Here is a 22,944-nt window from a genome sequence, read left to right as displayed (position 1 = left end):
GGCCGGCGGCTTTCTCCATCAACCGCCGAGATACGCCTGCTTGATCCGGTCGTTCGCGAGCAGGTTCGCGCCCGTGTCCGCCAGCACCACGCGCCCCGTTTCGAGCACGTAGCCGCGATCGGCCACGCCCAGCGCCTTGTTCGCGTTCTGCTCGACCAGGAACACCGTGACGCCCTCGTCGCGAATCGTCCGGATGATGTCGAAGATCTGCGCGATCACGAGCGGCGCGAGGCCGAGCGTCGGCTCGTCGAGCAGCAGCAAGCGCGGCTTGCTCATCAGCGCACGGCCGATTGCCAGCATCTGCTGCTCGCCGCCCGACATCGTGCCGGCCCGCTGCGCCGCGCGCTCCTTCAGGCGCGGAAACAGCTTGAACACATGCTCGATGCCGTCGTCGATTTCATGACGGCTCGCGAAGAACCCGCCCATCTTCAGGTTCTCGAGCACCGTCAGGCTCGGGAACACGCGGCGCCCTTCCGGCGAGATCGCCATCCCCTGCCGCATGATCTGGTGCGTCGACATCGCGGTGATGTCGTTGCCCTCGAACAGCACGCGGCCCGACGATGCGCGCGGCGTGCCGCACACGGTCATCATCAGCGTCGTCTTGCCAGCGCCGTTGCTGCCGATCAGCGTGACGATCTCGCCCTTGTTCACCTCGATCGACACGCCCGCGAGCGCCTCGACCGCGCCGTAGTGCGTATGGACCTGTTCCAGCTTCAGCATCACTCTTCCCCCAGATACGCCTTGATCACGCGCGGGTCGTTGCGGACCGCTTCCGGCGTGCCGATCACGATCGGCCGGCCGTGCTCCATCACGAGGATGCGGTCCGACACGCCCATCACGAGGCTCATGTCGTGTTCGATCAGCAGCACCGATACGCCGAACTCGTGGCGCAGCTTGTCGATCAGGTGCTGCAACTCGATCTTCTCCTGCGGGTTGAGACCGGCCGCCGGCTCGTCCAGCATCAACAGACGCGGCTCGGTGATCATGCAGCGCGCGATCTCGAGACGCCGCTGGTGCCCGTACGACAGCGTGCCCGCCTGCCGGTTGGCGACCGACGTCAACCCCATCCGGTCGAGCCAGACGGCCGCGCGTTCGAGCGCTTCCTTCTCGGCGCGGCGATACGCGGGCGTCGCGAACAGGCCGTGCAGCATCCCCGACTTCACCTTGCGATGCTGCGCGACGAGCAGGTTCTCGACGACCGTGAGCGACTTGAACAGGCGGATGTTCTGGAACGTGCGCACCAGGCCCTTCAATGCGATCTTGTGGCTCGGCAGCCCGGCGATCGCGTGGCCGTCGAGCACGACGTCGCCGCCGGTCGGCTTGTAGAAACCGCCGACGCAGTTGAACACCGTGGTCTTGCCCGCGCCGTTCGGCCCGATGATCGCGAACACCTCGTTGCGGCGCACGTCGAAATCGATGCCGTCCACCGCGAGCAACCCGCCGAAGCGCATCTGCAGCCCGGCGACCTTCAACAGTTCTGCATTCGCGCTCATTGCGGCAGCTCCACGTGGGGACGGCTCGCGGGCAGCAGGCCCTGCGGACGCCACATCATCATCAACACCATCACCAGACCGAAGATCAGCATCCGGTACTCGGCGAACCCGCGCGCGACTTCCGGCAGCACGGTCAGCAGGATCGCCGCGAGAATCACGCCGAGCTGCGAACCCATCCCGCCGAGCACGACGATCGCGAGGATCAGCGCCGATTCGATGAAGGTGAACGATTCAGGATTCACGAGGCCCTGACGCGCGGCGAAGAACGCGCCGCCGATGCCCGCGAACGCCGCGCCGAGCGTGAACGCCGACAGCTTGATGCGCGTCGGGTTCAGCCCCAGCGAGCGGCATGCGATCTCGTCGTCGCGCAGCGCTTCCCACGCACGCCCCATCGGCATGCGGATCAGGCGGCTCGTCACGAACAGCGTGAAGCCAACCAGTACCAGCGCGATCAGATACAGGAAGATCACCATGTGCTCGCCGCTGTATTCCAGCCCGATCAGTTCATGGAAGGTCTTCGCGCCTTCGACGCTCGCCGAGCGCGCCATCTCGAAGCCGAACACCGTCGGCTTCGGAATGCTCGAGATGCCGTCCGGGCCACCCGTGAGGCCCGTCAGGTTGTTCGCGAGCAGGCGGATGATTTCGCCGAAGCCGAGCGTGACGATCGCGAGATAGTCGCCGCGCAGACGCAACACCGGGAAGCCGAGCAGGAAGCCGAACGTCGCCGAGGCGATCGCCGCGATCGGCAGGCACTCCCAGAACGACAGCCCGAAATACTGGTTCAGCATCGCGTAGGTATAGCCGCCGACCGCGTAGAACCCGACATAGCCGAGATCGAGCAGCCCCGCGAAACCGACCACGATGTTCAGCCCGAGGCCGAGGATCACGTAGATCAGCGCGAGCGTCGCGACGTCCACGGCGCCGCGCGAACCAAAGAACGGCCACACGAGCCCGACCGCGAGCAGCACCCAGATGATCGCGCGCTGCTGCTGCGCGCCCATCGCGGGCATCGCCGGCAGCTTCACCGCGGATTTCGCGCGCACGAGCCACGGCTTGAACAACTGGAACAGGAACACGGCCGCGACCGCGATCCACACCGGGCGCCAGTGCGGCGTGAGCACCACCTGATAGCCGTCGAGCTTCAACTGCAGGCCGAGCACCGGAATCGTGAGGATCGCCGTCAGCAGCGCGGCGGCCGCGGCATTCTTCAGCGCCTGGCCGATCGAGGCATCGGCGGCCGGGCGGCGAACGGAAATGACTTGACTCATCTGCGTCTCCCTCAAACCTTTTCGATGTCCGACTTGCCGAGCAGGCCGGTCGGGCGGAAGAGCAGGATCAGCACGAGCAGGCCGAACGCGACGACGTCCTTGTACTCGGCCGGCATGTAGCCTGCGGCGAAGGTTTCGGCAAGGCCCAGCAGCACGCCGCCGAGCATCGCGCCCGGGATGCTGCCGATCCCGCCCAGCACCGCGGCGGTGAACGCCTTGATGCCGGCGACGAAGCCGATGTACGGATTCAGCTTGCCGATCGTCAGCCCGATCAGCACGCCGCCGACGGCCGCCAGCATCGCGCCGAGCACGAACGTGAACGAGATCACGCGGTTCGTGTCGATGCCGAGCAGGTTCGCCATCTTCATGTCTTCAGCGCATGCGCGGCAGGCACGGCCCATCCGCGAATGCGAGATGAACAGCGTCAGCGCGATCATCAGCACGATCGTCACGCAAACGATCAAGAGACGCGCATACGGAATCGTCACGTCGAAGTCGCCGCCGAGATGGATGTCGAACGCGCCGGAGATCAGGATCGGCACGGCTACGTCGCGCGCGCCCTGGCCGATCTGCACGTAGTTCTGCAGGAAGATCGACATGCCGATCGCGGAGATCAGCGGCACGAGGCGCGGGCCGCCGCGCAGCGGCCGATACGCGACGCGCTCGACCGCGAAACCGTACAGGCCGGTGACGATCACCGACACGATCAGTGCGGCGCCGAGCACGAGCGGCAGCGGATAGCCGGCGGAGATGCCGATGGCAGTCAGGGTCACGAGGCCCACGTACGCGCCGATCATGTAGATCTCGCCGTGGGCGAAGTTGATCATGCCGATGATGCCGTAGACCATCGAGTAGCCGATGGCGATCAGCGCATAGATCGCACCCAGCGTCAGGCCGTTGACCAGCTGCTGGGCGAATTGAGGAAAGAAGTCAGTCATGTGCGGGAAGCTCCCGTTGGCGCTGGGTCGCGTGCCGGCGCCGGATCACGGCGTTCGGCCGCGCGCAACGCACGGTGTCGTCTCGGGCCGCCCGTTGGCCGTGCAACGGCCAAATGCGCACGCACCCTGCCCGGGTGACGGGCAGAGCGGGTGCGCGGGGCGGATACTCCGTTGTTACTTGGCGGCGGTCTTCGTCGCGTCCTTGTGCCACGTGTAGACGACGAACTTGAACGCCTTCAGGTCGCCCTGTGCGTCATACGCGACCTTGCCGATCGGCGTGTCGAACGTCGTCTTGTGCATGTACGCGGCGACCTTCGTCGGGTCGGTCGTCTTTGCGCCGGCAATCGCGTCGGCGATGATCTTCACCGCTGCGTACGACGGCATCTGGAACGGGCCGTTCGGGTCGCGCTTCTTGTCCGCGAAGGCCTTCACCAGCGCCGCGTTGGCCGGGTCGGCCGAGAAGTCGGCCGGCAGCGTGACCAGCATGCCTTCCGAAGCCGGGCCGGCGATCGCCGTCACGTCCTTGTTGCCCACGCCTTCAGGCCCCATGAACGTGGCCTTCACGCCCTGCTCGCGCGCCTGGCGCATCAGCAGGCCCATTTCCGGGTGATAGCCGCCGAAGTAGACGAAATCGACGCCTTGCGACTTCAGCTTCGTGATGATCGCCGAGTAGTCCGAATCGCCGGCGTTGATGCCTTCGAACAGGACGACCGGAATCTTCGCGGCTTCGAGGTCCTTCTTCACCGACGACGCGATGCCCTGGCCGTACGACTGCTTGTCGTGCAGGACGGCGACCTTCTTCGGCTTCACGTTGTTGATGATGTAGTGCGCGGCGGCCGGGCCTTGCTGGTCGTCACGGCCGATCGTGCGGAAGATGAAGTGACGCTTCTTGCCTTCCGTCAGCTGCGGCGCGGTGGCCGACGGCGTGACCATCACGATGCCTTCGTTTTCGTAGATGTCGGATGCGGGGATCGTCGAACCCGAGCACACGTGGCCGATCACGTACTTGATCTTCTGGCTGACGATCTTGTTGGCGACGGCGACGGCCTGCTTCGGTTCGCATGCGTCGTCCATCTGCACGACTTCGAACTTGTTGCCGCCCGCACCGCCGGCCGCATTGATCTGTTCGATCGCGGTCAGCGCGCCGGCCTTCACCATGTCGCCGTACTGGGCGACCGAGCCGCTCATCGGACCAGCGATGGCGATCTTCACGGTTTCCGCTTGCGCGGCGGCGGCGCCGGCGGCGAACAGCACGGCGGCGGCGGAAATGGACGTAAGACGGGACAGCGTCATCTGGGAGCTCCTCGATGTTGTTTAGTCATACGGGCAAAGGCGGCATGACTTGCGCAATCGAACAGCACCCGGGGCGAGGACATGGGACACGCCCGAGACACATGAAGACGGACCTGCGGATGGATGTTGCGTAGCGGGGCCCGGCTCTTGCAGTCCCCAACGGGGACGTCTGGTTCGGAAAGACATCGTGATGCGTCTTGCATTGCGCAAGCGTTTCGCCTGCCCCGCTTGCCAAATCGCTAGTTCGGAGGGATGGTCCGACAGCCGTTGGCAAGGCAGTCGAAATTATATGGGGGTTTTTAAATCGTCTGTCAAAAATGCCGCTTCTATGAGGGAAAACACGGAGAAACTTGGCTCGCGCGAGGTGGCGACTCGGGAGCAACCAAGATGGGCCGAGAACGTTTGCGGTGGGTGCAATCGGGTTGCGATTTTGGGTGAGTTGGTGGGCAGATTCCTTGCCGGGTGTTGGTTTCGGCGATTTGGTGTCACGCGTTGCGTGCTTCTTTGGATGCTTAGGGTCTGATCGCCGAAGATCAATCAACTGATGATTGCGTCGGCGCGCACCGAGTCGGGGCGATTTATCTGTGCGGTCAATCCTTCTTTTTGCCGACATCGACCAGCAAAACGAAAGCAGATTGTGATTTTCATGAAATAATTCGCACTCGCTTCTGCAATCCAGCCAGCCTTCCCGCGAGTCGCCCCCTCCGCGATTCGCAGTTGCTTCAGGGCCGCTTCGACGCTCACACGTCGCCGAGCCGCCAGCCAGTGATCTGCCGTTTTTTCTCGATACATGTCACCTGGTTCGGATCCCGATGAATCACCCTCTCCGTTTTTCTTCCGCCGCCGCGCTTGCTTGTGCGCTTTCCGTTTCCATTGCCGACGCTTCGGGCCGCGATTCGCTGGTCGATCGCCCGGGCAGTGCCAACGTGTTTCGTTCGGAACGTCGGGCCGGGACTACGCATGATGCGCGTGCGGCGCTCACGACGCGCCGCGCGAAGTACGCGGCGCCGGTTGAACGCAATCCGTTCGATACGCCTGATACGCGGCCGTTGCGGGTTTCGGGCGATACGCTCGAGCCGCAGCCTTCGGTCGAACGCGAGCCCGGCGATTCTGTATGGACCTCGAATCGCGTCGCGCTCGGCGCGGGCGGCAGCGATAGCTTCGGTCGCGCGTTGCCACGAGACGAACAGCGCGCGCTGAACTGGAATGAATATCTGAGGGCCAACGGGTCGCAAGCGCCCGGCGGCAGGAATTCGTATGCGCCCAAGCGACCTTTCGATGCCGCGCGCGGTCCGCACGGTGCGCCGAATCCGCACGATCCGTCAGTGCCGCAGCCGGAGACGCGGACGTTCTATGACAACGGCGTGGGTTCGCATTGCACGGCTACCGGCGGTGCGGGCGCGTCGCGGTCATCTTGCAATATTGCTTGGTGAGGCACGGGGCGATCGGCAGCGGCCTCACACAGCAAGTTGCGCAATCTCAGTCTGGTCACGCACGCAAAGCGCACGATGCGCCGCCTCACCTCGGCGAAACCACAATCGCCGCCCGCCGATTCTGCATTCTCCCGGCTGGCGTCCGGTTATCCCCCACCGGATCGCTCTTCCCCTTCCCCACGATCGCAATCCGCTTTCTGTCCAGCCCGACGTCCACAAGCTCGATCGCCACCACCTCTGCCCGCCGCCGGGACAACTCGAGATTGTAGGCAGCCTCCCCCTCCTCGTCGGAGTACCCGTACACCCGCACCCCGTTGATCCCCGCCGACCTCAACGTCCTGCCAATCCGCTCGACGATCCGCCTGACATCCGGCTTGAGGTTATAGCGATCGAAATCGAACAGAATCGGCCCCGACGACCCGAACTCGAACCCCTGCTCGGTCTCCTGGAACCCGACCGACTTCAGCGCCGTGACCTGCGTCTGCGTGAGCCCCCGATGAAGCGGCGGCGTCTTGCATCCGCCAAGCAGCAGGCACAGAAGCACTGCGCCCGCGACGCACATTCGCCCAATGCTCACAGGCAACGAGTCATCCATGATCGCCCCCTTCGTACGCGCCCGCTTCGCGCGCGCTTATTATCCCGCCGCCGCGGCCTCGCCCACGGCGCGAAACGACAGACATCAAACCCGTCCCGCTACGCCCTCCGCCAGCTGCCACGACCCCGGCCGCGCACGCTTGGCGCGGTACATCGCGGCATCCGACGCGCGCAGCAAGCCGCTCGCGTCGGACGCATGATCGGGATACAGCGCAATACCGGCACTCATCATGGTGGCCACCATGCGCCCGTCGGACAGCTCGATCGACGGCACCATGCCGGACAAAATCTCATCGGCGATCTGGCACACGCTGTCCGTATCGCGCACCGCCGTCAGCATCACCGCGAATTCATCGCCGCCCAGCCGCGCGACAAGATCGGTCTCGCGCACCTGCGCGCGCAACCGCGCCGCGATGCCGATCAGCACCGCGTCGCCCGCATCGTGGCCAAGACCGTCATTGATTTCCTTGAAGCGGTCGCAGTCGAGATACAGGACGGCAACTCGCTGCCCCGTCACCACGGCGTCGCAGAGGGCAACCGACAGACGCGACTCGAACTGCACGCGGTTGGGCAGCTCCGTGAGCGCATCGTGCGTCGCCTTGTGTTCGAGCGACGCGTTTTCGTCCCGCAGCGTGTTCTGCCAGTCTTCGAATTCGTCGAGCAATGCATTGAAGTCGTCGCCAAGCTGATTCAGTTCGGCGATCGCCACTGGCTCGACGCGACGCGCGAACGCACGCTCGCGGCGTGCGGCGTGCGCGACGTCGGCCAGCGCGCGCAGCGGCGCAACGATGTTGCGCAACAGACGCTTGGAGCTGACATACGCGCCGATCACGCTGACTGCCAGACAACCGAGAATGCCGCCGATGCCACCGATCAGGAACCCGAAGAACTGGTGCCCCCGGCCACGCACGATGACCTGGCCGATGACGAGGCCGTCGTGCATCACCGCGGCGCTCACTGGCCCGGGCAGCGCCAGCGCGGCGACGCCGCGCTCGAGACGGGCGATCCGGCCTGCGGCGGGCAGTTTCCACGTCGCGAACAACTGGCCTTTGCCATCGGTGACGACCACCTGCGCGACGTCCTCGTCGTTGGCGATCGTCGCGATCGCCTCGTTCGCCGCGACACGGTCGCCGAACACGAGCGCTGCCTCGACCGTGTAACCGAGCGAGCGCGCCAGCAGGTTCAGGTTGTTGCCGGCGTACGCGCGCAACGCGATCACGGCGACGACGATCAGCGACATGGCGGCCATCGCGACCGCGACGAACGCAAGGCGCAAATGCGCGCGGCGCAACACGCTTTGCAGCGTCGAGCGCGATACACGTGAAGGCGAAATGGCGGGCCCCGAACGTGTCATGGCGTCAGCGTCCGCCGCGCGAGATTGAGCACGTTCGGATGCACGCGCACGCCACTGCGCGCGACGGCGTCGAGATTGATGTCGAACGTGACGCGCTCGCCTTCGACCGCGAGACAGAACATGCTGCCCGCAGTGCAGGACGGATCGTGTTCGGCGATGGTCAGCACCGGGCGGCCGACCAGCGCGGTCCTCACCCGCTTTCGCTCTTCGTCTCCGAGCACGCCGAGATACACGACGTCGCATGCGACGCCGAGCGCGGGGTCATCGAAGCGGACCCGCTGCACGTCGAGCACGGTCGAGCCGGCCTGTATCGTGCCGGTCAGGTCGCCCGCGTAGTCTGACCTGCCCGTCACGCACAGATTCAGGCGAACCGGCGTCGTCGGCCAGCGCGTGAAACTGATGATGCCGAGCACGACCTGGCGCACGGCGGAGTCGTGTGACGAAAAGGCGGGACTGGTGGGATTGACGGGTGTCGTGGTGGCGACGAGCCGCACCGTTTCGATCGGCGCGTCGGCATCGCCAGGCGCCCCGGCGAGAACGGAGGGCGCGCCACTCAGCGCGCAAACGATTGCGATGCATGCGTGGCGTAACGTGGCGACTCGGCCGGACCGGCCGGATGCCTTCCGCGCGGCGATTACCGCCGCGCCCGCTGGCGTCGATGCGGCCGCATGATTCTCGGCCGCCGCGCACATACTCGCATCCATGATGGAAACATCTGCTGCAGTCGTTCCCGGCGCTGCCCCTTCCTGCCATGCGCGTGCCGGCACCGTATCACACGCACGATTGCTTCCATCTTAGGTAAATATTCGTATCCCAAACCAGTGGGATACACCCGCGATTCATGTCGGAAAGTATGCGGAATCGGTGCTGTTCGTGACGATGCGACGCCGAAGGATTGGCCAGCGAACAGGACGAACGTGCGAGTCAAACTTCATACGTTCCGCAGGGGTGCGCCAGACTGGTTTCCCCGCGCAACGATGCGACGCCGGTGGAAGTTGCCGCGCGATTCCGTCGCCGGACGCAACGAATCCGTCACGCGATGCTCGACACAACGACGTTTCATTCGCCCCCGGAACGCATACCCGTTCCCGTCCTTCGCGGACATGGCGGGCTCAGACGAGCAGTCGGCAAATTCGATCGAAGCAACCCGTCGCCAGATGCCCCCATCGCCCCGGACGAGGGAGCGCGATTCGCGCATCACCGCGTTCGCGAGTATCCTTGCTGATCATTCGATTGCAGTTCCGCGCACCCGGCCGAAGCGCGCGTCGCCGACGCCGAGTGTCGATCATCAACCGTCTATCTCGTCTTCCCTCATGGACTTCGACGTAATCGTTCTGGGCGCGGGCATCGTCGGCGTCTCCGCCGCGCTGCACCTGCAGGATCGCGGCCGCAAGGTTGCCCTCGTCGACCGCGGCGCGCCCGGCGAAGGCACGAGCTTCGGCAACGCGGGGCTGATCGAGCGCTCGTCGATCGAACCGTATCCGTTCCCGCGCAGCCCGTTCACGCTGATGCGCTATGCGCTCAACCGCTCCACCGATCTCTATTGGCACAGCGCGTCGCTGCCCGCGTTCGCGCCGTGGCTCGCGCGTTTCTGGTGGGAATCGGCGCCGCTGCGTCACGCGGCAGCCGCGCGCGACATGCTGCCGCTGATCGAGCGCTGCATCGTCGAGCACGACGCGCTGATCGCGCGCGCCGGCGCCGGGGAACTGGTGCGCGCCAGCGGCTGGATGGAAGCGTTCCGCACGCCCGCCGCGTTCGAGCGCGCGGTCGCCGATGCGGGACTCACCGCGCGCCGCCACGGGCTCGGCATCACACCGCTCGATGCCGCGGCACTTCGCGCACGGGAGCCGAGCCTCGCTGCAGGCTTCTGCGGCGCGCTGCACTGGCTCGATCCGAAAAGCGTCGTCGATCCGTCCGCGCTCGTCAAAACCTACGCGCAACTCTTCGTGCAAGGCGGCGGCACGCTGCTCACCGGCGACGCCGCGAGCCTGGAGGCGCTGTCGCCCGGCTGGCAGGTCACGACGGACGACGGCAAGATCGCCGCGCCGGCCGTCGTCGTCGCGCTCGGCCCGTGGTCCGACACGGTGTTCGGCAAGTTCGGCTACAAGATTCCGCTGCGCGAGAAGCGCGGCTACCACATGCACTACGCGCCGTCCGAACGCGGCGCGCCGTCGGCGCCGATCGTCGATCGCGAATACGGCTACGTGATCGCGCCGATGCGGCGCGGACTGCGGCTGACCACCGGCGTCGAGATCGCGCGGCGCGGCCTGCCGCCGACGGGCGTGCAGCTCGATCGCGCGGAACGCGTCGCGCGCCCGGTGTTCGGCTTCGGCGAGCGGCTCGACCCGCACCCGTGGCTCGGCTTCCGGCCGTGCACGCCCGACATGCGGCCGGTGATCGGCCCCGCCCCGGCGCATCGCGGGATGTGGTTCTCGTTCGGGCACAACCATCACGGGTTGACGCTCGGCCCCGTCTCCGGCCGCCTGCTGGCCGAGATGATGACCGGCGAGACGCCGTTCACCGATCCGACGCCCTACCGCGCCGACCGCTTCTGATGCCGATCGCCCGCGCTCAGTCGAGGGCGCGGCCGAAGATCCGGATCACTTCGTCGAGATGCTCGGCCATCGCGCGGCGCGCGGCCTCCGGGTCGCGCGCGCGGATTGCATCGAGGATCGCGCGGTGTTCGAGCTCCGACCGATGCGGCATGTCGTTCGGCATGTACAGCGACTGCAGCCGCTGGAACATCAGGTCGTACTTGTGCGCGAGCAGTTGCTTGATCATCAGCGCATACGCGGGGTTGTCGCTGGCTTCCGCGATACGGATATGGAACAGCCGATCGCCCGGATGCGTGAGCGACCCGCTACGGTTGTCTTCCTGGTTGCGCAGGAACGCCTCGTGAATCCCCTCGATCTGCGCGTCCGAGCCGTGTTTCGCGGCGAGCGACGCGGCTTCCGGCTCGATCAGCCGGCGGGCCTGCAACAACGCGAACGGCGGGATTTCAGTATCGAGGTCGACAGCGATACCGAGCTCCGGATCGACCTCGACGATCGAGAACGGCGCGACCGTCGTCTCGATCCGCGGTTGCGGTGCGGTGGCCGCCTCGGGTTGGCGCACCTTCACACCGTCGCCGACGCGCACGCTGACGAGACCGTTCACCTCGAGCGCGATCAACGCCTCGCGCACCGATGTGCGCGACACGCCGAACTGCTCGGCCAGTTCGCGCTCGGGCGGGAGGTAACTGCCCGGCGGGAAGTCGCCCGACTCGATCATCGCGCTGAGCTTGTCGGCGATCTGCTGGTAGAGGCGGCGGTTCTGAATCGGCTGGATGGACATACGTTGATACAGGTAAGCGGTTGCGTTGCGGACGGTCTGACGAATGCCGCACCAGACTGATCGCGCCTATTCTATATGCCGGGCTCCATATCGTCCGGCACCGCATAGCACCGCGCGGCCGTACCGCCCCACAACGCGTCGCGCTCGGCCGCCGACAACCGCGCTTGTGCCCAGCGCTCGACCAGCGACGCCACTTCGTCGTACGACGCCGCGAGCAGACACACGGGCCAGTCCGAACCGAACATCAGCCGCTGCGGGCCAAACGCGTCGAGCGCCGCATCGAGGCATAGTTCGATGTGGCGGATGTCCTGCCCGCGCAGGCCGCGCCGCCAGTCCGTCTCGGTCACGAGCCCCGACAGCTTGCACACGACGTGCGGCATCGCACCCAGTTCGCGCAACGCCGCGCGCCAGCGTGCGAGCGCGGTGTCGTCGCGGTCGAACTCGGCGAGCGCGGGCTTGCCGGCGTGATCCAGCACGAGCCAGTGCGCATCGTTGCGCGCACAGAACGCGCGCACGTCGCGCAACTGACGTTCGAACACGAGCACGTCGTACACGTAACCGTTCGCCTGCAGCCATGCGACACCGCGATTGAACGCGGGATCCGCGACGAACGCGCCGACGTCGGCCTCGTCCTGCAGCAGGTGACGAAAGCCGCGAAGCTTCGGGCTGCGCCATTCTGCGATACGCTCGGCGAGCGCCGGCGCGCCGAGGTCCTCCCAGCCGACTACCGCCGCGATGCGCGCTTCGTCGCGGGCCAGATCGAGCAGGAATGCCGTCTCGTCGCGTCCGACGCGCGCCTGCACCGCGATCGACGCACCGAACGCCTGCGCGCGCATCTGCGGCCACAGCGCGTCGGGCATGTAATCGCGGGCGAGCACGCCCATTCCGGCGCCGATCCATGGAAATTCGGCCGCGCGGTAACGCCAGAAGTGCTGATGAGAATCGATGCGCACTGCGCTCATGGTGTCCTCGCCGTTCGCCGTCGTCCGCCGTGTCACGTCACGTTCAGTCGTACAGCACCGCCGTGATTTTCGGGTCGTCGATGTTGGTCTTGTCGTACCAGTAGAAACCGGTATCGATGACCTTCGGCAGCTTCTCGCCCTTGATCGCCTTCACGGCCGCCTCGACGGTCTTGTAGCCGATCCCGACCGGATTCTGCGTGATCGCGCCGGCCATGATCCCGCTGCGGATCGCATCCTTCTGCTGCTTGCCGGAATCGTATCCGATGATCACGACCTTGCGCTTCATCTCGCGCACGCCGTTCACCACGCCGATCGCCGAGCCTTCGTTGGTGCCGAAAACGCCCTTGAGCTTCGGGTACGCCTGCAGGATCGACTTCGTCACTTCGGTCGACTTCAGCTGGTCGCCCTCGCCGTACTGCACGGTCACGATTCGCACCTTCGGGTGCGCCGATTTCATCCGTTCGAGAAAACCGTCGCGGCGATCGATGCCGGTGCGGCTCGTCTGGTCGTGCGCGACCACGGCCACCTCGCCCTCGTCGCCGATCAGCGCGGCGAGCTTGTCGGCGGCGAGCGCGGCGGCGGCCTTGTTGTTGGTCGCGGCGGTCGTCACCGGGATGTCGCTGTCGACGCCCGAGTCGAACGCGATGACCGGGATCTTCTCGGCCTGCGCCTTCTTCAGGAGCGGTAACGCGGCCTTGCTGTCGAGCGCCGCGAAGCCGAGCGCCGCCGGCTTCTTCGCGATCGCGGCGGACAGCATGTCGATCTGCTTGTCGACCATCGCCTCGGTTTCGGGGCCTTCGAACGTCACCTTCACCTTGTAGTCCTTCGCTGCCTGCATCGCGCCCGCCTTCACGGCCTGCCAGAACTGATGCTGGAAGCCCTTCGAAATCAGCGGGATGTAGGTTTCCTGCGCCTGCGCGCCGGCCGTCACGCCAACGGCGAACGCCAGTCCGACGATCGCGTTCAACACCTTGCTCCTGATCACTTCGCGTCTCCTTGGTTGGTATCGACTGAAATGCCGGACGGGCCGGCGGTGAAGCACATGTGTGTTCGTGCGTGCGTCAGCGGCGCCGCCGGCGCAGGATGTCCACGTAGACGGCGAGGATGATGATCACGCCCGTGACGACCGTCTGCCATTCCTGCGCGACCGACATGATGCGCAGGCCGTTGGTCAGCACGCTCATGATGAACGCGCCGATGATGGTGCCGACGATGCTGCCCGCGCCGCCCGACAGCGACGTGCCGCCGATCACGACGGCCGCGATCGCATCGAGCTCGTAGCCCTGTCCGAGCGCGGGCTGCGCGGAATTCAGCCGCGACGCGATCAGGAGCCCGGCGATCCCGCACACCGCGCCGCTGAACATATAGACGGCGATCTTCCACGCGTCGACGTTCACGCCGGACAGCCGCAGCGCTTCCTCGTTGCTGCCGAGCGCGAACGTGTAGCGGCCGAAGATGGTCCGGTTCAGCACGATCGACGCGCCGGCCGCGACGAGGAACAGGATCAGCACCGCGTTCGGAATCGGCAGTGCGGGAATCAGGCTGCCGATCAGCGAATCCTGCGCAATCGACGTGAAGCCCGGCGTGTCGTTGAAGTAGATCGGCCGCGTGCCCGAGATCACGAGCGACAGCCCCTTGAGCAGCATCATCATCCCGAGCGTCGCGATGAACGGCGGCACCTTCATCTTCGCGATCACGAAACCCGACACACTGCCCGACAACGCGCCGAAGCACAGCGCGGCCAGGATCCCGAGCGGCAGCGGCATGCCCCAGTTCGTCAGCACGACGCCGGCCATCACCGCGCAGAACGTCATCAGGGTGCCGACCGACAGGTCGATGCCCGACGAGATGATCACGTAGGTACACGCGACCGCCAGCACGCCGTTCACGGCGGTGGCCTGCAGGATCGTCACGAGGTTGTCGACTTCGAGGAAGTTCGACGACGCGATGCTGAAGAACACGATCAGCAGCACGAGGCTCGCGAACGCGAGCAGCTTCTGCCGCGCGGCCGGGTTGAAGAAGCGCGACTTCAGGCTCGATGCGGCGGCCGGCGTATCGCCGGAAGCCAGGGGCGGGACGGGATGCGTATCGTTGGACATGGTCGGTAGGCGTATGAATCGGCGTCCGAATCAGGACAAAACGGTCGACTCGCGCTGCGTTGCGAGCTGCATGATCTTTTCCTGCGTGGCGTCGGCCGCGCGCAATTCGCCGGTCACGCGCCCTTCGCACATCACGAGAATCCGGTGGCTCATGCGCAGCACCTCGGGCAACTCCGACGAGATCATCACGATCGCCTTGCCGTCGGCGGCGAGCGCGTCGAGCAGCTTGTAGATCTCGCTTTTCGCGCCGACGTCGATGCCGCGCGTCGGCTCGTCGAAGAACAGGATGTCGCAGTCGCGCAGCAGCCACTTCGCGATCACGATCTTCTGCTGGTTACCGCCCGACAGGAGGCGCGCCGGCTGCGCGACCGACGGCGTGCGGATCGCGAGCTGCCGCACGTACGACTGCGCGGTGTCTCGCATCCCGCGCGCATCGAGGAACATGCCGCGGCGCACGAAGCGCTGCATGCTCGACAGCGCGATGTTGTTCTGCACGTCCATCCCGAGCGCGAGCCCGAAGTGCTTGCGGTCCTCCGACAGATAACCGATCCCGTGCGCGACCGCGTCGGCCGGCGTGCGGATCGTCACGGTCTTGCCGTGCACGCGAATCTCGCCCGCGTCGACCGGGTCCGCGCCGAACACCGCGCGCGCGACCTCGGTGCGGCCCGCACCCATCAGCCCCGCGAAGCCGAGAATCTCGCCGCGCCGCACCGTGAAGCCGACGTCGCGGATCGCGCGGCCGCGCGACAGCCCGCGCACGTCGAGCGCGACCTCGTTGGCCGACGTATCGGGCGGCGTGCGGAACGTCGTATCGAGCTGGCGACCGACCATCATCGCGATGATCGCGTCCATCGATGTGTCCGCCATCGGCACGGTCGCGACGTACTTGCCGTCGCGCATCACCGTCACGCGATCGGCGATCTGGCGCAGCTCGTCCATCTTGTGCGAGATGTAGACGATGCCGACGCCGTGCGCGCGCAGGTCGCCGATGATGCGGAACAGCTCGGCGATCTCCGCGTTGTTCAGCGCGGCGGTCGGCTCGTCCATGATCAGCACGCGCGAGTCGAACGACAGCGCCTTCGCGATCTCGACCATCTGCTGCTTCGCAACCGTCAGCCGGCCGACCTGCGTGCGCGGATCGAGATCGAGCCGCATCCGTTGAAAGATCGCGGCCGCGTCGCGGTTGAGCGTGTCCTCGTCGACGAACACGCCGAAGCGGCCGCGCGGCTCGCGCCCGATGAAGATGTTCTGCGCGACGCTCAGGTGGTTCATCAGGTTCAGCTCCTGATGAATGATGCCGATGCCGAGCGCCTGCGCGGCGCGCGGATCGTCGATCTCCACCGCGCGGCCGTCCATCCGGATCTCGCCTTCGTCCTTCTGATAAACACCCGCGAGAATCTTCATCAACGTCGACTTGCCGGCGCCGTTCTCGCCCATCAGCGCGTGGACTTCGCCGGCATGCAGGTCGAACCGGCAATCGTCGAGCGCCTGCACGCCCGGGAAGCGCTTGCCGATGCCTGTCAGCGCAATCAGCGCGGCGGGTTCGGCGGGCGCGGCGGTCGGGTTCAGATCGGGTTGCATGGCTCGATGGCCTCAGCCGATCGCGCGATCGAGATGCGTATAGCCGCCATCGACGAACAGCCACTGGCCCGTCGTGTGCGACGCGCGCGCCGACAGCAGGAACACGGCCGTGTCGGCGATCTCGTCGGCGGTCGTGAAGCGCTTGCCGAGCGGCACCTTGCCGGCGATTTCCGCGAGCTTCGCTTCGGGGTCGTCGAAACCGGCGATCCAGGTCTGGTAGAGCGGCGTCATCACCTCGGCCGGAATCACGGCGTTCACGCGCACGCCGTCGTCGCGCAATGCGACGGCCCATTCGCGCGTCAGCGCGAGTTGCGCGCCCTTCGATGCGCAATACCCGCTCGTGTTGCCCTGCCCGGTGACGGCCGTCTTCGACGAGATGTTGACGATCGCGCCGCGCGTCGCCTTCAGGTGCGGCACGCAGTAATGCGCCATCACGTAGTAGTGGATCAGGTTGCGTTGGAGCGATGCGACGAACGCGTCGCACCCGGCGTCGAGCCCGACGCTGTCGTTGATGCCCGCGTTGTTGACGAGGCCGTCGATGCGGCCGAAGTGCGCGATGGTTTGCGCGACCGCGTCGCGGCATTGCGCGTCGTCCTGCAGTTCGACCGACACGCACGCGGCGCGCGGCTGTTGCTGCGTGAGGGCGCGCCAGAAGCCGTCGTCCGGCGTGTGGCGCGCGAATACCACCGGAATCGCGCCTTCGCCGGCCAGCCGCATCGAGATCGCGGCGCCGATGCCCGATGCGCCGCCGGTCACGATCACGATCTTGTCTTGCAGATTCAAATCCACTTCGCGTCTCCGTCGTTCATGTTGTCGCCGCGCGGGCCGCGCGCGGTGCATCGCGCGTCGTCGTGCTGCGTGCCGCGTGCTTCAGCCGCGGAATCGATACCGCTCCAGCGATTCGGGCTTCATCTCGATCGAGAAGCCGGGCGCCGTCGGCGGCATGTAGGCCGCGCCGCGCACGACGCACGGCTCGACGAAATGCTCGTGCAGGTGGTCGACGTATTCGGTCACGCGCCCTTCCTTCGTGCCGGCAATACACACGTAGTCGATCATCGACAGATGCTGCACGTATTCGCACAGCCCGACGCCGCCCGCGTGCGGACACACCGCCAGCCCGTATTTCGCGGCCAGCAGCATCACCGCGAGAATCTCGTTGACGCCGCCGAGCCGGCACGCGTCGATCTGCACGATGTCGATCGCGCCGCGCGCGATGAACTGCTTGAACAGCACGCGGTTCTGGCACATCTCGCCGGTCGCGACCTGCACGGGCGCGATCGCGTCGCGGATCTTGCGATGCCCTTCGACGTCGTCGGGGCTCGTCGGCTCCTCGATGAACCACGGTTTCGCGAACGCCAGCTCGCGCACCCAGTCGATCGCTTCGTCCACCTCCCACACCTGGTTCGCGTCGATCATCAGCTTGCGGTCCGGGCCGATCACCTCGCGCGCGATCGTCACGCGACGGATGTCGTGCTCCAGGTTCGCGCCCACCTTCAGCTTCACGTAGTCGAAACCGGCGTCCACCGCCTCGCGGCACAACCGCCGCAGCTTGTCGTCGCTGTAGCCGAGCCAGCCCGCCGACGTCGTGTAGCACGGGTAGCCTTCGCGCTCGAGCGTCGCGATCCGCGCCGCCTTGCCCGGCGCCTGCCGTCGCAGCAGGTCGAGCGCCTCGTCCTGCGTCAGGCAGTCGGTCAGGTAGCGGAAATCGATCGCGCGCACGATCTCCTCGGGGCTCATGTCCGCGACGAGCCGCCACAGCGGCTTGCCCACCGACTTCGCCCACAAATCCCACACCGCGTTGACGACGGCGCCCGTCGCCAGATGGATCGCGCCCTTGTCGGGGCCGATCCAGCGCAACTGGCTGTCCGACGTCACGTGCCGCCAGAAGCGGCCCATGTCCTCGCGGATCCAGTCGAGGTCGAGGCCGACGACGAGGTGACGCATCGCGTCGATCGCCGCGCAGCAGATTTCGTTGCCGCGCCCGATGGTGAACGTGAGCCCGTGGCCTTCGAGCCCGTCGTGGTCGGTTTCCAGCACGACGTAGGCCGCCGAATAATCGGGGTCCGGATTCATCGCATCGGAGCCGTCGAGCTGCTGCGAGGTCGGGAAGCGCACGTCGAGGACGCGCATCGATCGAATGATAGGCATGACGAACGGTCCGTAAAAGGAAATCAGGCCTGCACGGTGCGCTGGCGCTGCTCGCCGAGCCCGTCGATGCCGACCGTGATCACCTGCCCGGCGCGCAGATAGACCGGCGGCTTCTGCCCGAGGCCGACGCCCGGCGGCGTGCCGGTCGAGATCACGTCGCCCGGCTGCAGGCTCATGAAGCGGCTCAGATAGCTGATCAGGTGCGGCACGCGGAACACCATCGTCGCGGTCGTGCCGTTCTGGTAGCGGTGGCCGTCCACCTCGAGCCACAGCCGCAGCGCGTGCGGATCGGGGACTTCGTCGGCCGTCACGAGCCACGGGCCGAGCGGGCCGAACGTGTCGTTGCCCTTGCCCTTGTCCCACGTGCCGCCGCGCTCGAGCTGGTATTCGCGCTCCGACACGTCGTTCACCACGCAGTAGCCGGCGACATGCGACAGCGCGTCGGCTTCGTCGATGTAGCGGCCACCCTGGCCGATCACCACGCCGAGCTCGACTTCCCAGTCGGTCTTCTCCGAGCCGCGCGGAATCTCGACGTCGTCGTTCGGCCCCGAGATCGCGCTCGTCCATTTGCCGAACACGACGGGCTCCTTCGGGACTTCCATCCCGGATTCGGCCGCGTGGTCGGAATAGTTGAGCCCGATGCAGATGAACTTGCCGACGCGGCCGACGCACGCGCCAAGCCGCGGCGTGCCTTCGACGAGCGGCAGCGACGACGGGTCGATGTCACGCAGTCGCGCGAGCGACGCGGGTGCGAGCGCATCGCCTGCGATGTCGTCGATCGCGCCCGACAGGTCGCGAATCCTTCCCTGCGCATCGAGCAGGCCCGGCTTTTCGTGGTGCTTGTCGCCAAATCTCAGCAGTTTCATGTTGTGTGAGGAAACGGAAAGTGAAGAGGAAGACGCGGTCAGTTCGACCAGCCGCCATCGATCAGGTGAATCGCGCCGGTCGTAAACGACGCTTCGTCGGACGCGAGGTACAGCGCGAGCGCGGCCACTTCTTCCGCGGTGCCGATGCGGCCGATCGGCTGGCGCGCGACGAACGCCTGGCGCACCTCGTCGGTCGACACCTGGCGCGTGCGCGCCTGGTCCGCGATCCGCTGCTCCAGCGACGGCGACTCGATCGTGCCCGGGCAGATCGCGTTGCAGCGGATGCCCCGCTCGACGAAATCGGCAGCGACGGCCTTGGTCAGGCCGATCACGGCCGCCTTGGTGGTGCCGTACACGAAGCGGTTCGGCACGCCCTTCACGCTCGACGCGGCCGATGCCATGTTGATGATCGACGCGCCGCCCGCTTCCAGCATCGCCGGCAGCAGCGCGCGGATCAGCCGGTACATCGACGTGACGTTGAGATTCAGCGAGAACGCCCACGCGGCATCGTCGCAATCGAGGATCGAGCCGTGGTGCACGAACCCCGCGCAGTTAAAGAGCACGTCGAACGCGCGCGCCTGCGCGGCGAGTGCCGAAACGTCGCCCGCATCGGTCACGTCGAGCCGCCGCGTGGCCAGCCTGCCGCCGGCGCGTTCGGCGTCGGCCGCGAGTTGCGCGAGCGCAGCCTCGTTGATGTCGGTCGCCAGCACGTCGGCCCCCTCGCTTGCGAACCGCAGCGCGGTCGCGCGGCCGATACCCTGCCCGGCCGCCGTCACCAGCGCGCGCTTGCCCTGCAATCTCATGAGCACCACTCCTGTAGAAGCCGGCCGAGCCGACTGATTGGCACAAAGGACCAAAGGTCCAACCAATCATAGGAAGAGATTCCGGATTTGTCACGATCGCGGGATTCAGTATTTTCCCGAACGGCAGAATCGGGGCGGCGGCGGTGCCCCGGACTTCGGCGACCGTCTTGTTCTGATTCCGGCGATCAACTACTTGTCCCGCAAAGCCAATGTCGGCGGGGGTTTGCGCCGGCCACGGGCGCCTGAGTCGCGCCGACGTCGCGGCGAAACTGACAAAAAAGTCATGTTCCCGTCAGGGTATCAACGGGGGGCGCGCGCGATCATGATGTTGCCGGACCGCGCTTCCCGGACCACCGCACCCCGCCCGTCGCCGATCCCTGACGGGCACCTCCGTCCCCCGCGGTGTCCACGTGACTGAGCGAGCAGACACGGCGGCGCGGGCCGATTTTCCGCCCCGGGCGTTCGCGTCCGGGGCGCTTTTGTCGTTGGTCTTACACGCTTTTGTCGTTGGTTTTTCAAGAAAATGCGCGTCGATTGTTTCTGAATCGGCAAAAGGTAATTTGAGCCAGACAGGATGTTTTTTCCGGTCACAGACGCTTACATTTAGCGCACCACTCATGGAAACCGCTACGGAATCGCCGTCGGGTAGTGACATCCACTGCCACGGCCGAAACCGCACGAGCTTTAGGAAACGGCAAATGAAGGCCTCCAAATCCCTGCCTGTGCTCGATCCCGCCGACGTCCACGTCGAAATTCTGGAACGTTCCGATACGCTGCTCGTCGTTCGCTGGGTCGAACCCGGCCGCTGTCATTACGGCGAACAGCGCTGGCGCCGCCGCTTCGCGCAGCGCACCGGCACCTGTGCGCTGTCGCGCCAGGTCATCCAGCGCGGCGACGAAGTCTTCCGCCCGGCCGAGCGCCCGGCACCGGCGAACGCGGCCGCGATGATCTCCGCCGCCGAAGTGCTGGCCCTGGCCGGCAGCCGGTAACGCGCAACGCGCAACGCGCAAGCCGGCCTAGAACCACCGGTCTAGTTCCCCCGCTTGTCTGCCCCGCCCGCGCGGACTATCGTTACAGCATTCAATGTAACGATAGCGCGTCTTGGCGCACCGGCCACGCCGATGGAGGCAGACATGCATGCATGGAGCGCGCGCCACGTCCCGGCGCAAGGCGGCAAAGTTGCGGTCGTGACCGGCGCCAACAGCGGGCTCGGCTGGCACATCGCGGAAACGCTGGCCGCCAAGGGCGCAACCGTCGTGATGGGCTGCCGCGATGCCGCGCGCGCCACGCAGGCCGCCGATGCGATCCGTCGGTTCCATCCCGCCGCACGAGTCGAAGTCGATCCGCTCGACCTCGCCGATCTCGCGTCGATCCAGCGCTTCGCCGCCGACGTCTCCGACCGCCACGGCCGCGTCGACATCCTCTGCAACAACGCCGGCGTGATGTTCCTGCCGCTGCGGCACACGCACGACGGCTTCGAGATGCAGTTCGGCACCAACCACCTCGGCCATTTCGCGTTGACCGGCCATCTGCTGCCCGCGCTACGCGCCGCGCGGCGCGCGCGGGTCGTGACGATGTCGAGCGGCTTGAACCGCGGCGGCCGGATCCGCGTCGACGACCTTCGGGCCGAGCACCGTTACAACCGTTATCTCGCCTACTGCGACAGCAAGCTCGCCAACCTCGTGTTCGCGATCGAACTGCAGCGCCGCTTCCAGCGCGCGACGTTCGCGGGCATCAGCGTCGCCGCGCATCCCGGCTACGCGGCGACCAATCTGCAGTTCGCGAGCCCCGCGATGGACCGTTCGCCCACGCGCGCCGCGCTGATGCGCACGGCGAACCGTTATCTCGCGCAACCGGCCGACCAGGGTGCGCTTCCCGCGATTCACGCGGCGACGTCGCCCGACCTCACCGGCGGCTCGTACATCGGACCGTCCGGCTGGTTCGAGTCGCGCGGCCTGCCGGCACCGGCAAGCGTGCCGCGCGCGGCACGCGATGTGGCGACCGCCGCGCTGCTGTGGGAGGCCTCCGAAGCCGCGACGGGCGTGCGTTTCCTGAGCTCGGGCGTGGCCGAGGGTCGCCTGCCCGCCACGCCGCTCAACACGTCGGCCGAGACACGTTGAATCGCGCCCTCGCCTCAACATTCATCATACTTATTACACTTACAGAAACGAAAGCTTGGTGAAAGCCTGATTGGACAGCCCACTGTTACCAGTCCGGAAACAATCTATCGTCAAAATCAGCGTTTACCCTCAACCACCCGGTGACTAAGATTTAGTCAATCGCTGCAGACATGGTGTCGAAAGCGAACCCAATAAAACACCGGAGGTCATCATGAAATCGCTCGTTTCCGCAGTCGTTGCCGCTGTCGCCCTGTCCGCTTCGTTCGGCGCTTTCGCACAAAGCACCGTCACCCGCGCACAAGTCCGCAACGAACTGGTCCAGCTCGAACAAGCCGGCTACAAGCCGGGCGTGTCGAGCCCGTACTACCCGAACGACATCCAGTCGGCGGAAGCGCGTGTTCATGGTGCCGACGCCAGCGGCTACGGCGCACAACCGGCTCCGGTCGTCCACTCGGGCGCCCCGGTTGCCGCAGCGTCGTCGAACGCTCGCGACTCGATCTTCTTCGGCCAGTAAGCCGACGCGCCCTGACGGGCGCACCGCGCACGGCGCGACGAAGCTGTACCCGGACGAGCCCCTGATGCGGGCTCGTCTTTTTTTGTGAAACGCATACCTCCGCCGCCCGGCAGCGGGTGGCTTCGCCCGGGCGCGCTGCGTCCGG

General features: G+C 66.4%; 22 protein-coding genes. 4 read left to right on the top strand and 18 right to left on the bottom strand.

The features are described from left to right. Positions 1-18 precede the first annotated feature (18 nt). The 9 genes from WS66_RS02690 to WS66_RS02650 form a co-directional block, all read right to left on the bottom strand. Positions 19-720: an ABC transporter ATP-binding protein gene (locus tag WS66_RS02690; protein WP_006484776.1), complete on the bottom strand. Its 702-nt coding sequence runs from the start codon at positions 718-720 to the stop codon at positions 19-21. Then, positions 720-1,493 (bottom strand): high-affinity branched-chain amino acid ABC transporter ATP-binding protein LivG, encoded by a 774-nt coding sequence (gene livG, locus WS66_RS02685; protein ID WP_059600203.1) that lies wholly within the window; start codon positions 1,491-1,493, stop codon positions 720-722. Before livG ends, WS66_RS02690 begins: the two co-directional genes overlap by 1 nt. Beyond that, the gene (locus WS66_RS02680) at positions 1,490-2,761 is read right to left on the bottom strand and encodes a high-affinity branched-chain amino acid ABC transporter permease LivM (protein ID WP_059600204.1); all 1,272 of its coding nucleotides are present in this window, start codon (positions 2,759-2,761) and stop codon (positions 1,490-1,492) included. The genes livG and WS66_RS02680 overlap by 4 nt, the downstream gene beginning before the upstream one ends. An 11-nt stretch (positions 2,762-2,772) precedes the next feature. Further along, positions 2,773-3,699, bottom strand: coding sequence for a high-affinity branched-chain amino acid ABC transporter permease LivH (gene livH / locus WS66_RS02675; protein ID WP_059600205.1), 927 nt, complete (start codon positions 3,697-3,699; stop codon positions 2,773-2,775). Positions 3,700-3,873: 174 nt separating this feature from the next. Further along, positions 3,874-4,992, bottom strand: coding sequence for a branched-chain amino acid ABC transporter substrate-binding protein (locus WS66_RS02670; RefSeq protein WP_059534285.1), 1,119 nt, complete (start codon positions 4,990-4,992; stop codon positions 3,874-3,876). 740 nt (positions 4,993-5,732) lie between these two features. Beyond that, a complete protein-coding gene (locus WS66_RS33520) occupies positions 5,733-6,290 on the bottom strand; it encodes a hypothetical protein (protein ID WP_159086505.1) in 558 nt (185 codons plus the stop codon). A 220-nt stretch (positions 6,291-6,510) separates the two neighbouring features. Continuing rightward, on the bottom strand, positions 6,511-7,020 hold the full coding sequence (locus tag WS66_RS02660; protein ID WP_059600207.1) for an OmpA family protein: 510 nt from the start codon (positions 7,018-7,020) through the stop codon (positions 6,511-6,513). Positions 7,021-7,104: 84 nt separating this feature from the next. Then, positions 7,105-8,373, bottom strand: coding sequence for a diguanylate cyclase domain-containing protein (locus WS66_RS02655; RefSeq protein ID WP_059600208.1), 1,269 nt, complete (start codon positions 8,371-8,373; stop codon positions 7,105-7,107). After that, the gene (locus WS66_RS02650; protein ID WP_059600209.1) at positions 8,370-9,077 is read right to left on the bottom strand and encodes a YfiR family protein; all 708 of its coding nucleotides are present in this window, start codon (positions 9,075-9,077) and stop codon (positions 8,370-8,372) included. Before WS66_RS02650 ends, WS66_RS02655 begins: the two co-directional genes overlap by 4 nt. A 609-nt stretch (positions 9,078-9,686) precedes the next feature. On the opposite strand from WS66_RS02650, the gene WS66_RS02645 reads away from it, so the two are divergent. Then, on the top strand, positions 9,687-10,928 hold the full coding sequence (locus WS66_RS02645) for an NAD(P)/FAD-dependent oxidoreductase (protein ID WP_059600210.1): 1,242 nt from the start codon (positions 9,687-9,689) through the stop codon (positions 10,926-10,928). Between the two features lie 16 nt (positions 10,929-10,944). Here the strand turns inward: WS66_RS02645 and WS66_RS02640 are convergent, their stop codons facing one another. The 9 genes from WS66_RS02640 to WS66_RS02600 all read right to left on the bottom strand — a co-directional run bounded on the left by WS66_RS02640 (position 10,945) and on the right by WS66_RS02600 (position 20,165). After that, the gene (locus WS66_RS02640) at positions 10,945-11,706 is read right to left on the bottom strand and encodes a FadR/GntR family transcriptional regulator (RefSeq protein ID WP_059600211.1); all 762 of its coding nucleotides are present in this window, start codon (positions 11,704-11,706) and stop codon (positions 10,945-10,947) included. 71 nt (positions 11,707-11,777) lie between these two features. Further along, positions 11,778-12,668 (bottom strand): amidohydrolase family protein, encoded by an 891-nt coding sequence (locus WS66_RS02635; protein WP_059600334.1) that lies wholly within the window; start codon positions 12,666-12,668, stop codon positions 11,778-11,780. 43 nt (positions 12,669-12,711) lie between these two features. Beyond that, on the bottom strand, positions 12,712-13,653 hold the full coding sequence (locus WS66_RS02630) for an ABC transporter substrate-binding protein (RefSeq protein ID WP_059600212.1): 942 nt from the start codon (positions 13,651-13,653) through the stop codon (positions 12,712-12,714). 76 nt (positions 13,654-13,729) lie between these two features. Then, positions 13,730-14,767 carry an ABC transporter permease gene (locus WS66_RS02625; RefSeq protein WP_059600213.1) on the bottom strand — a complete coding sequence of 346 codons (1,038 nt, stop codon included), beginning with the start codon at positions 14,765-14,767 and terminating at the stop codon, positions 13,730-13,732. A 30-nt stretch (positions 14,768-14,797) separates the two neighbouring features. Next, on the bottom strand, positions 14,798-16,348 hold the full coding sequence (locus WS66_RS02620; protein WP_059600214.1) for a sugar ABC transporter ATP-binding protein: 1,551 nt from the start codon (positions 16,346-16,348) through the stop codon (positions 14,798-14,800). Between the two features lie 12 nt (positions 16,349-16,360). Continuing rightward, entirely contained in the window at positions 16,361-17,137 is a 777-nt protein-coding gene (locus WS66_RS02615) for an SDR family oxidoreductase (protein WP_059600215.1), read from the bottom strand. An 81-nt stretch (positions 17,138-17,218) separates the two neighbouring features. Continuing rightward, positions 17,219-18,496, bottom strand: a complete 1,278-nt coding sequence (locus WS66_RS02610; RefSeq protein WP_059600216.1) for an L-fuconate dehydratase — start codon at positions 18,494-18,496, stop codon at positions 17,219-17,221. A 23-nt stretch (positions 18,497-18,519) separates the two neighbouring features. Continuing rightward, positions 18,520-19,362, bottom strand: a complete 843-nt coding sequence (locus WS66_RS02605) for an ureidoglycolate lyase (RefSeq protein ID WP_059600217.1) — start codon at positions 19,360-19,362, stop codon at positions 18,520-18,522. 38 nt (positions 19,363-19,400) lie between these two features. Continuing rightward, entirely contained in the window at positions 19,401-20,165 is a 765-nt protein-coding gene (locus WS66_RS02600) for an SDR family oxidoreductase (RefSeq protein ID WP_059600218.1), read from the bottom strand. A gap of 698 nt (positions 20,166-20,863) precedes the next feature. Between WS66_RS02600 and WS66_RS02595 the strand changes: the two genes are divergently transcribed. The 3 genes from WS66_RS02595 to WS66_RS02585 all read left to right on the top strand — a co-directional run bounded on the left by WS66_RS02595 (position 20,864) and on the right by WS66_RS02585 (position 22,799). Next, positions 20,864-21,154: a DUF3331 domain-containing protein gene (locus WS66_RS02595; RefSeq protein WP_044847789.1), complete on the top strand. Its 291-nt coding sequence runs from the start codon at positions 20,864-20,866 to the stop codon at positions 21,152-21,154. 144 nt (positions 21,155-21,298) lie between these two features. Then, positions 21,299-22,285 carry an oxidoreductase gene (locus tag WS66_RS02590; protein WP_059600335.1) on the top strand — a complete coding sequence of 329 codons (987 nt, stop codon included), beginning with the start codon at positions 21,299-21,301 and terminating at the stop codon, positions 22,283-22,285. Between the two features lie 211 nt (positions 22,286-22,496). Beyond that, the gene (locus tag WS66_RS02585; RefSeq protein ID WP_059600219.1) at positions 22,497-22,799 is read left to right on the top strand and encodes a DUF4148 domain-containing protein; all 303 of its coding nucleotides are present in this window, start codon (positions 22,497-22,499) and stop codon (positions 22,797-22,799) included. The last annotated feature ends 145 nt before the right edge of the window (positions 22,800-22,944 follow it).

Source organism: Burkholderia sp. LA-2-3-30-S1-D2, assembly GCF_001523915.2.
Classification (GTDB): Bacteria; Pseudomonadota; Gammaproteobacteria; order Burkholderiales; family Burkholderiaceae; genus Burkholderia; species Burkholderia diffusa.
Note: the sequence above shows the minus strand (reverse complement) of the source record. Positions and strands in the feature narration are given on the sequence as shown.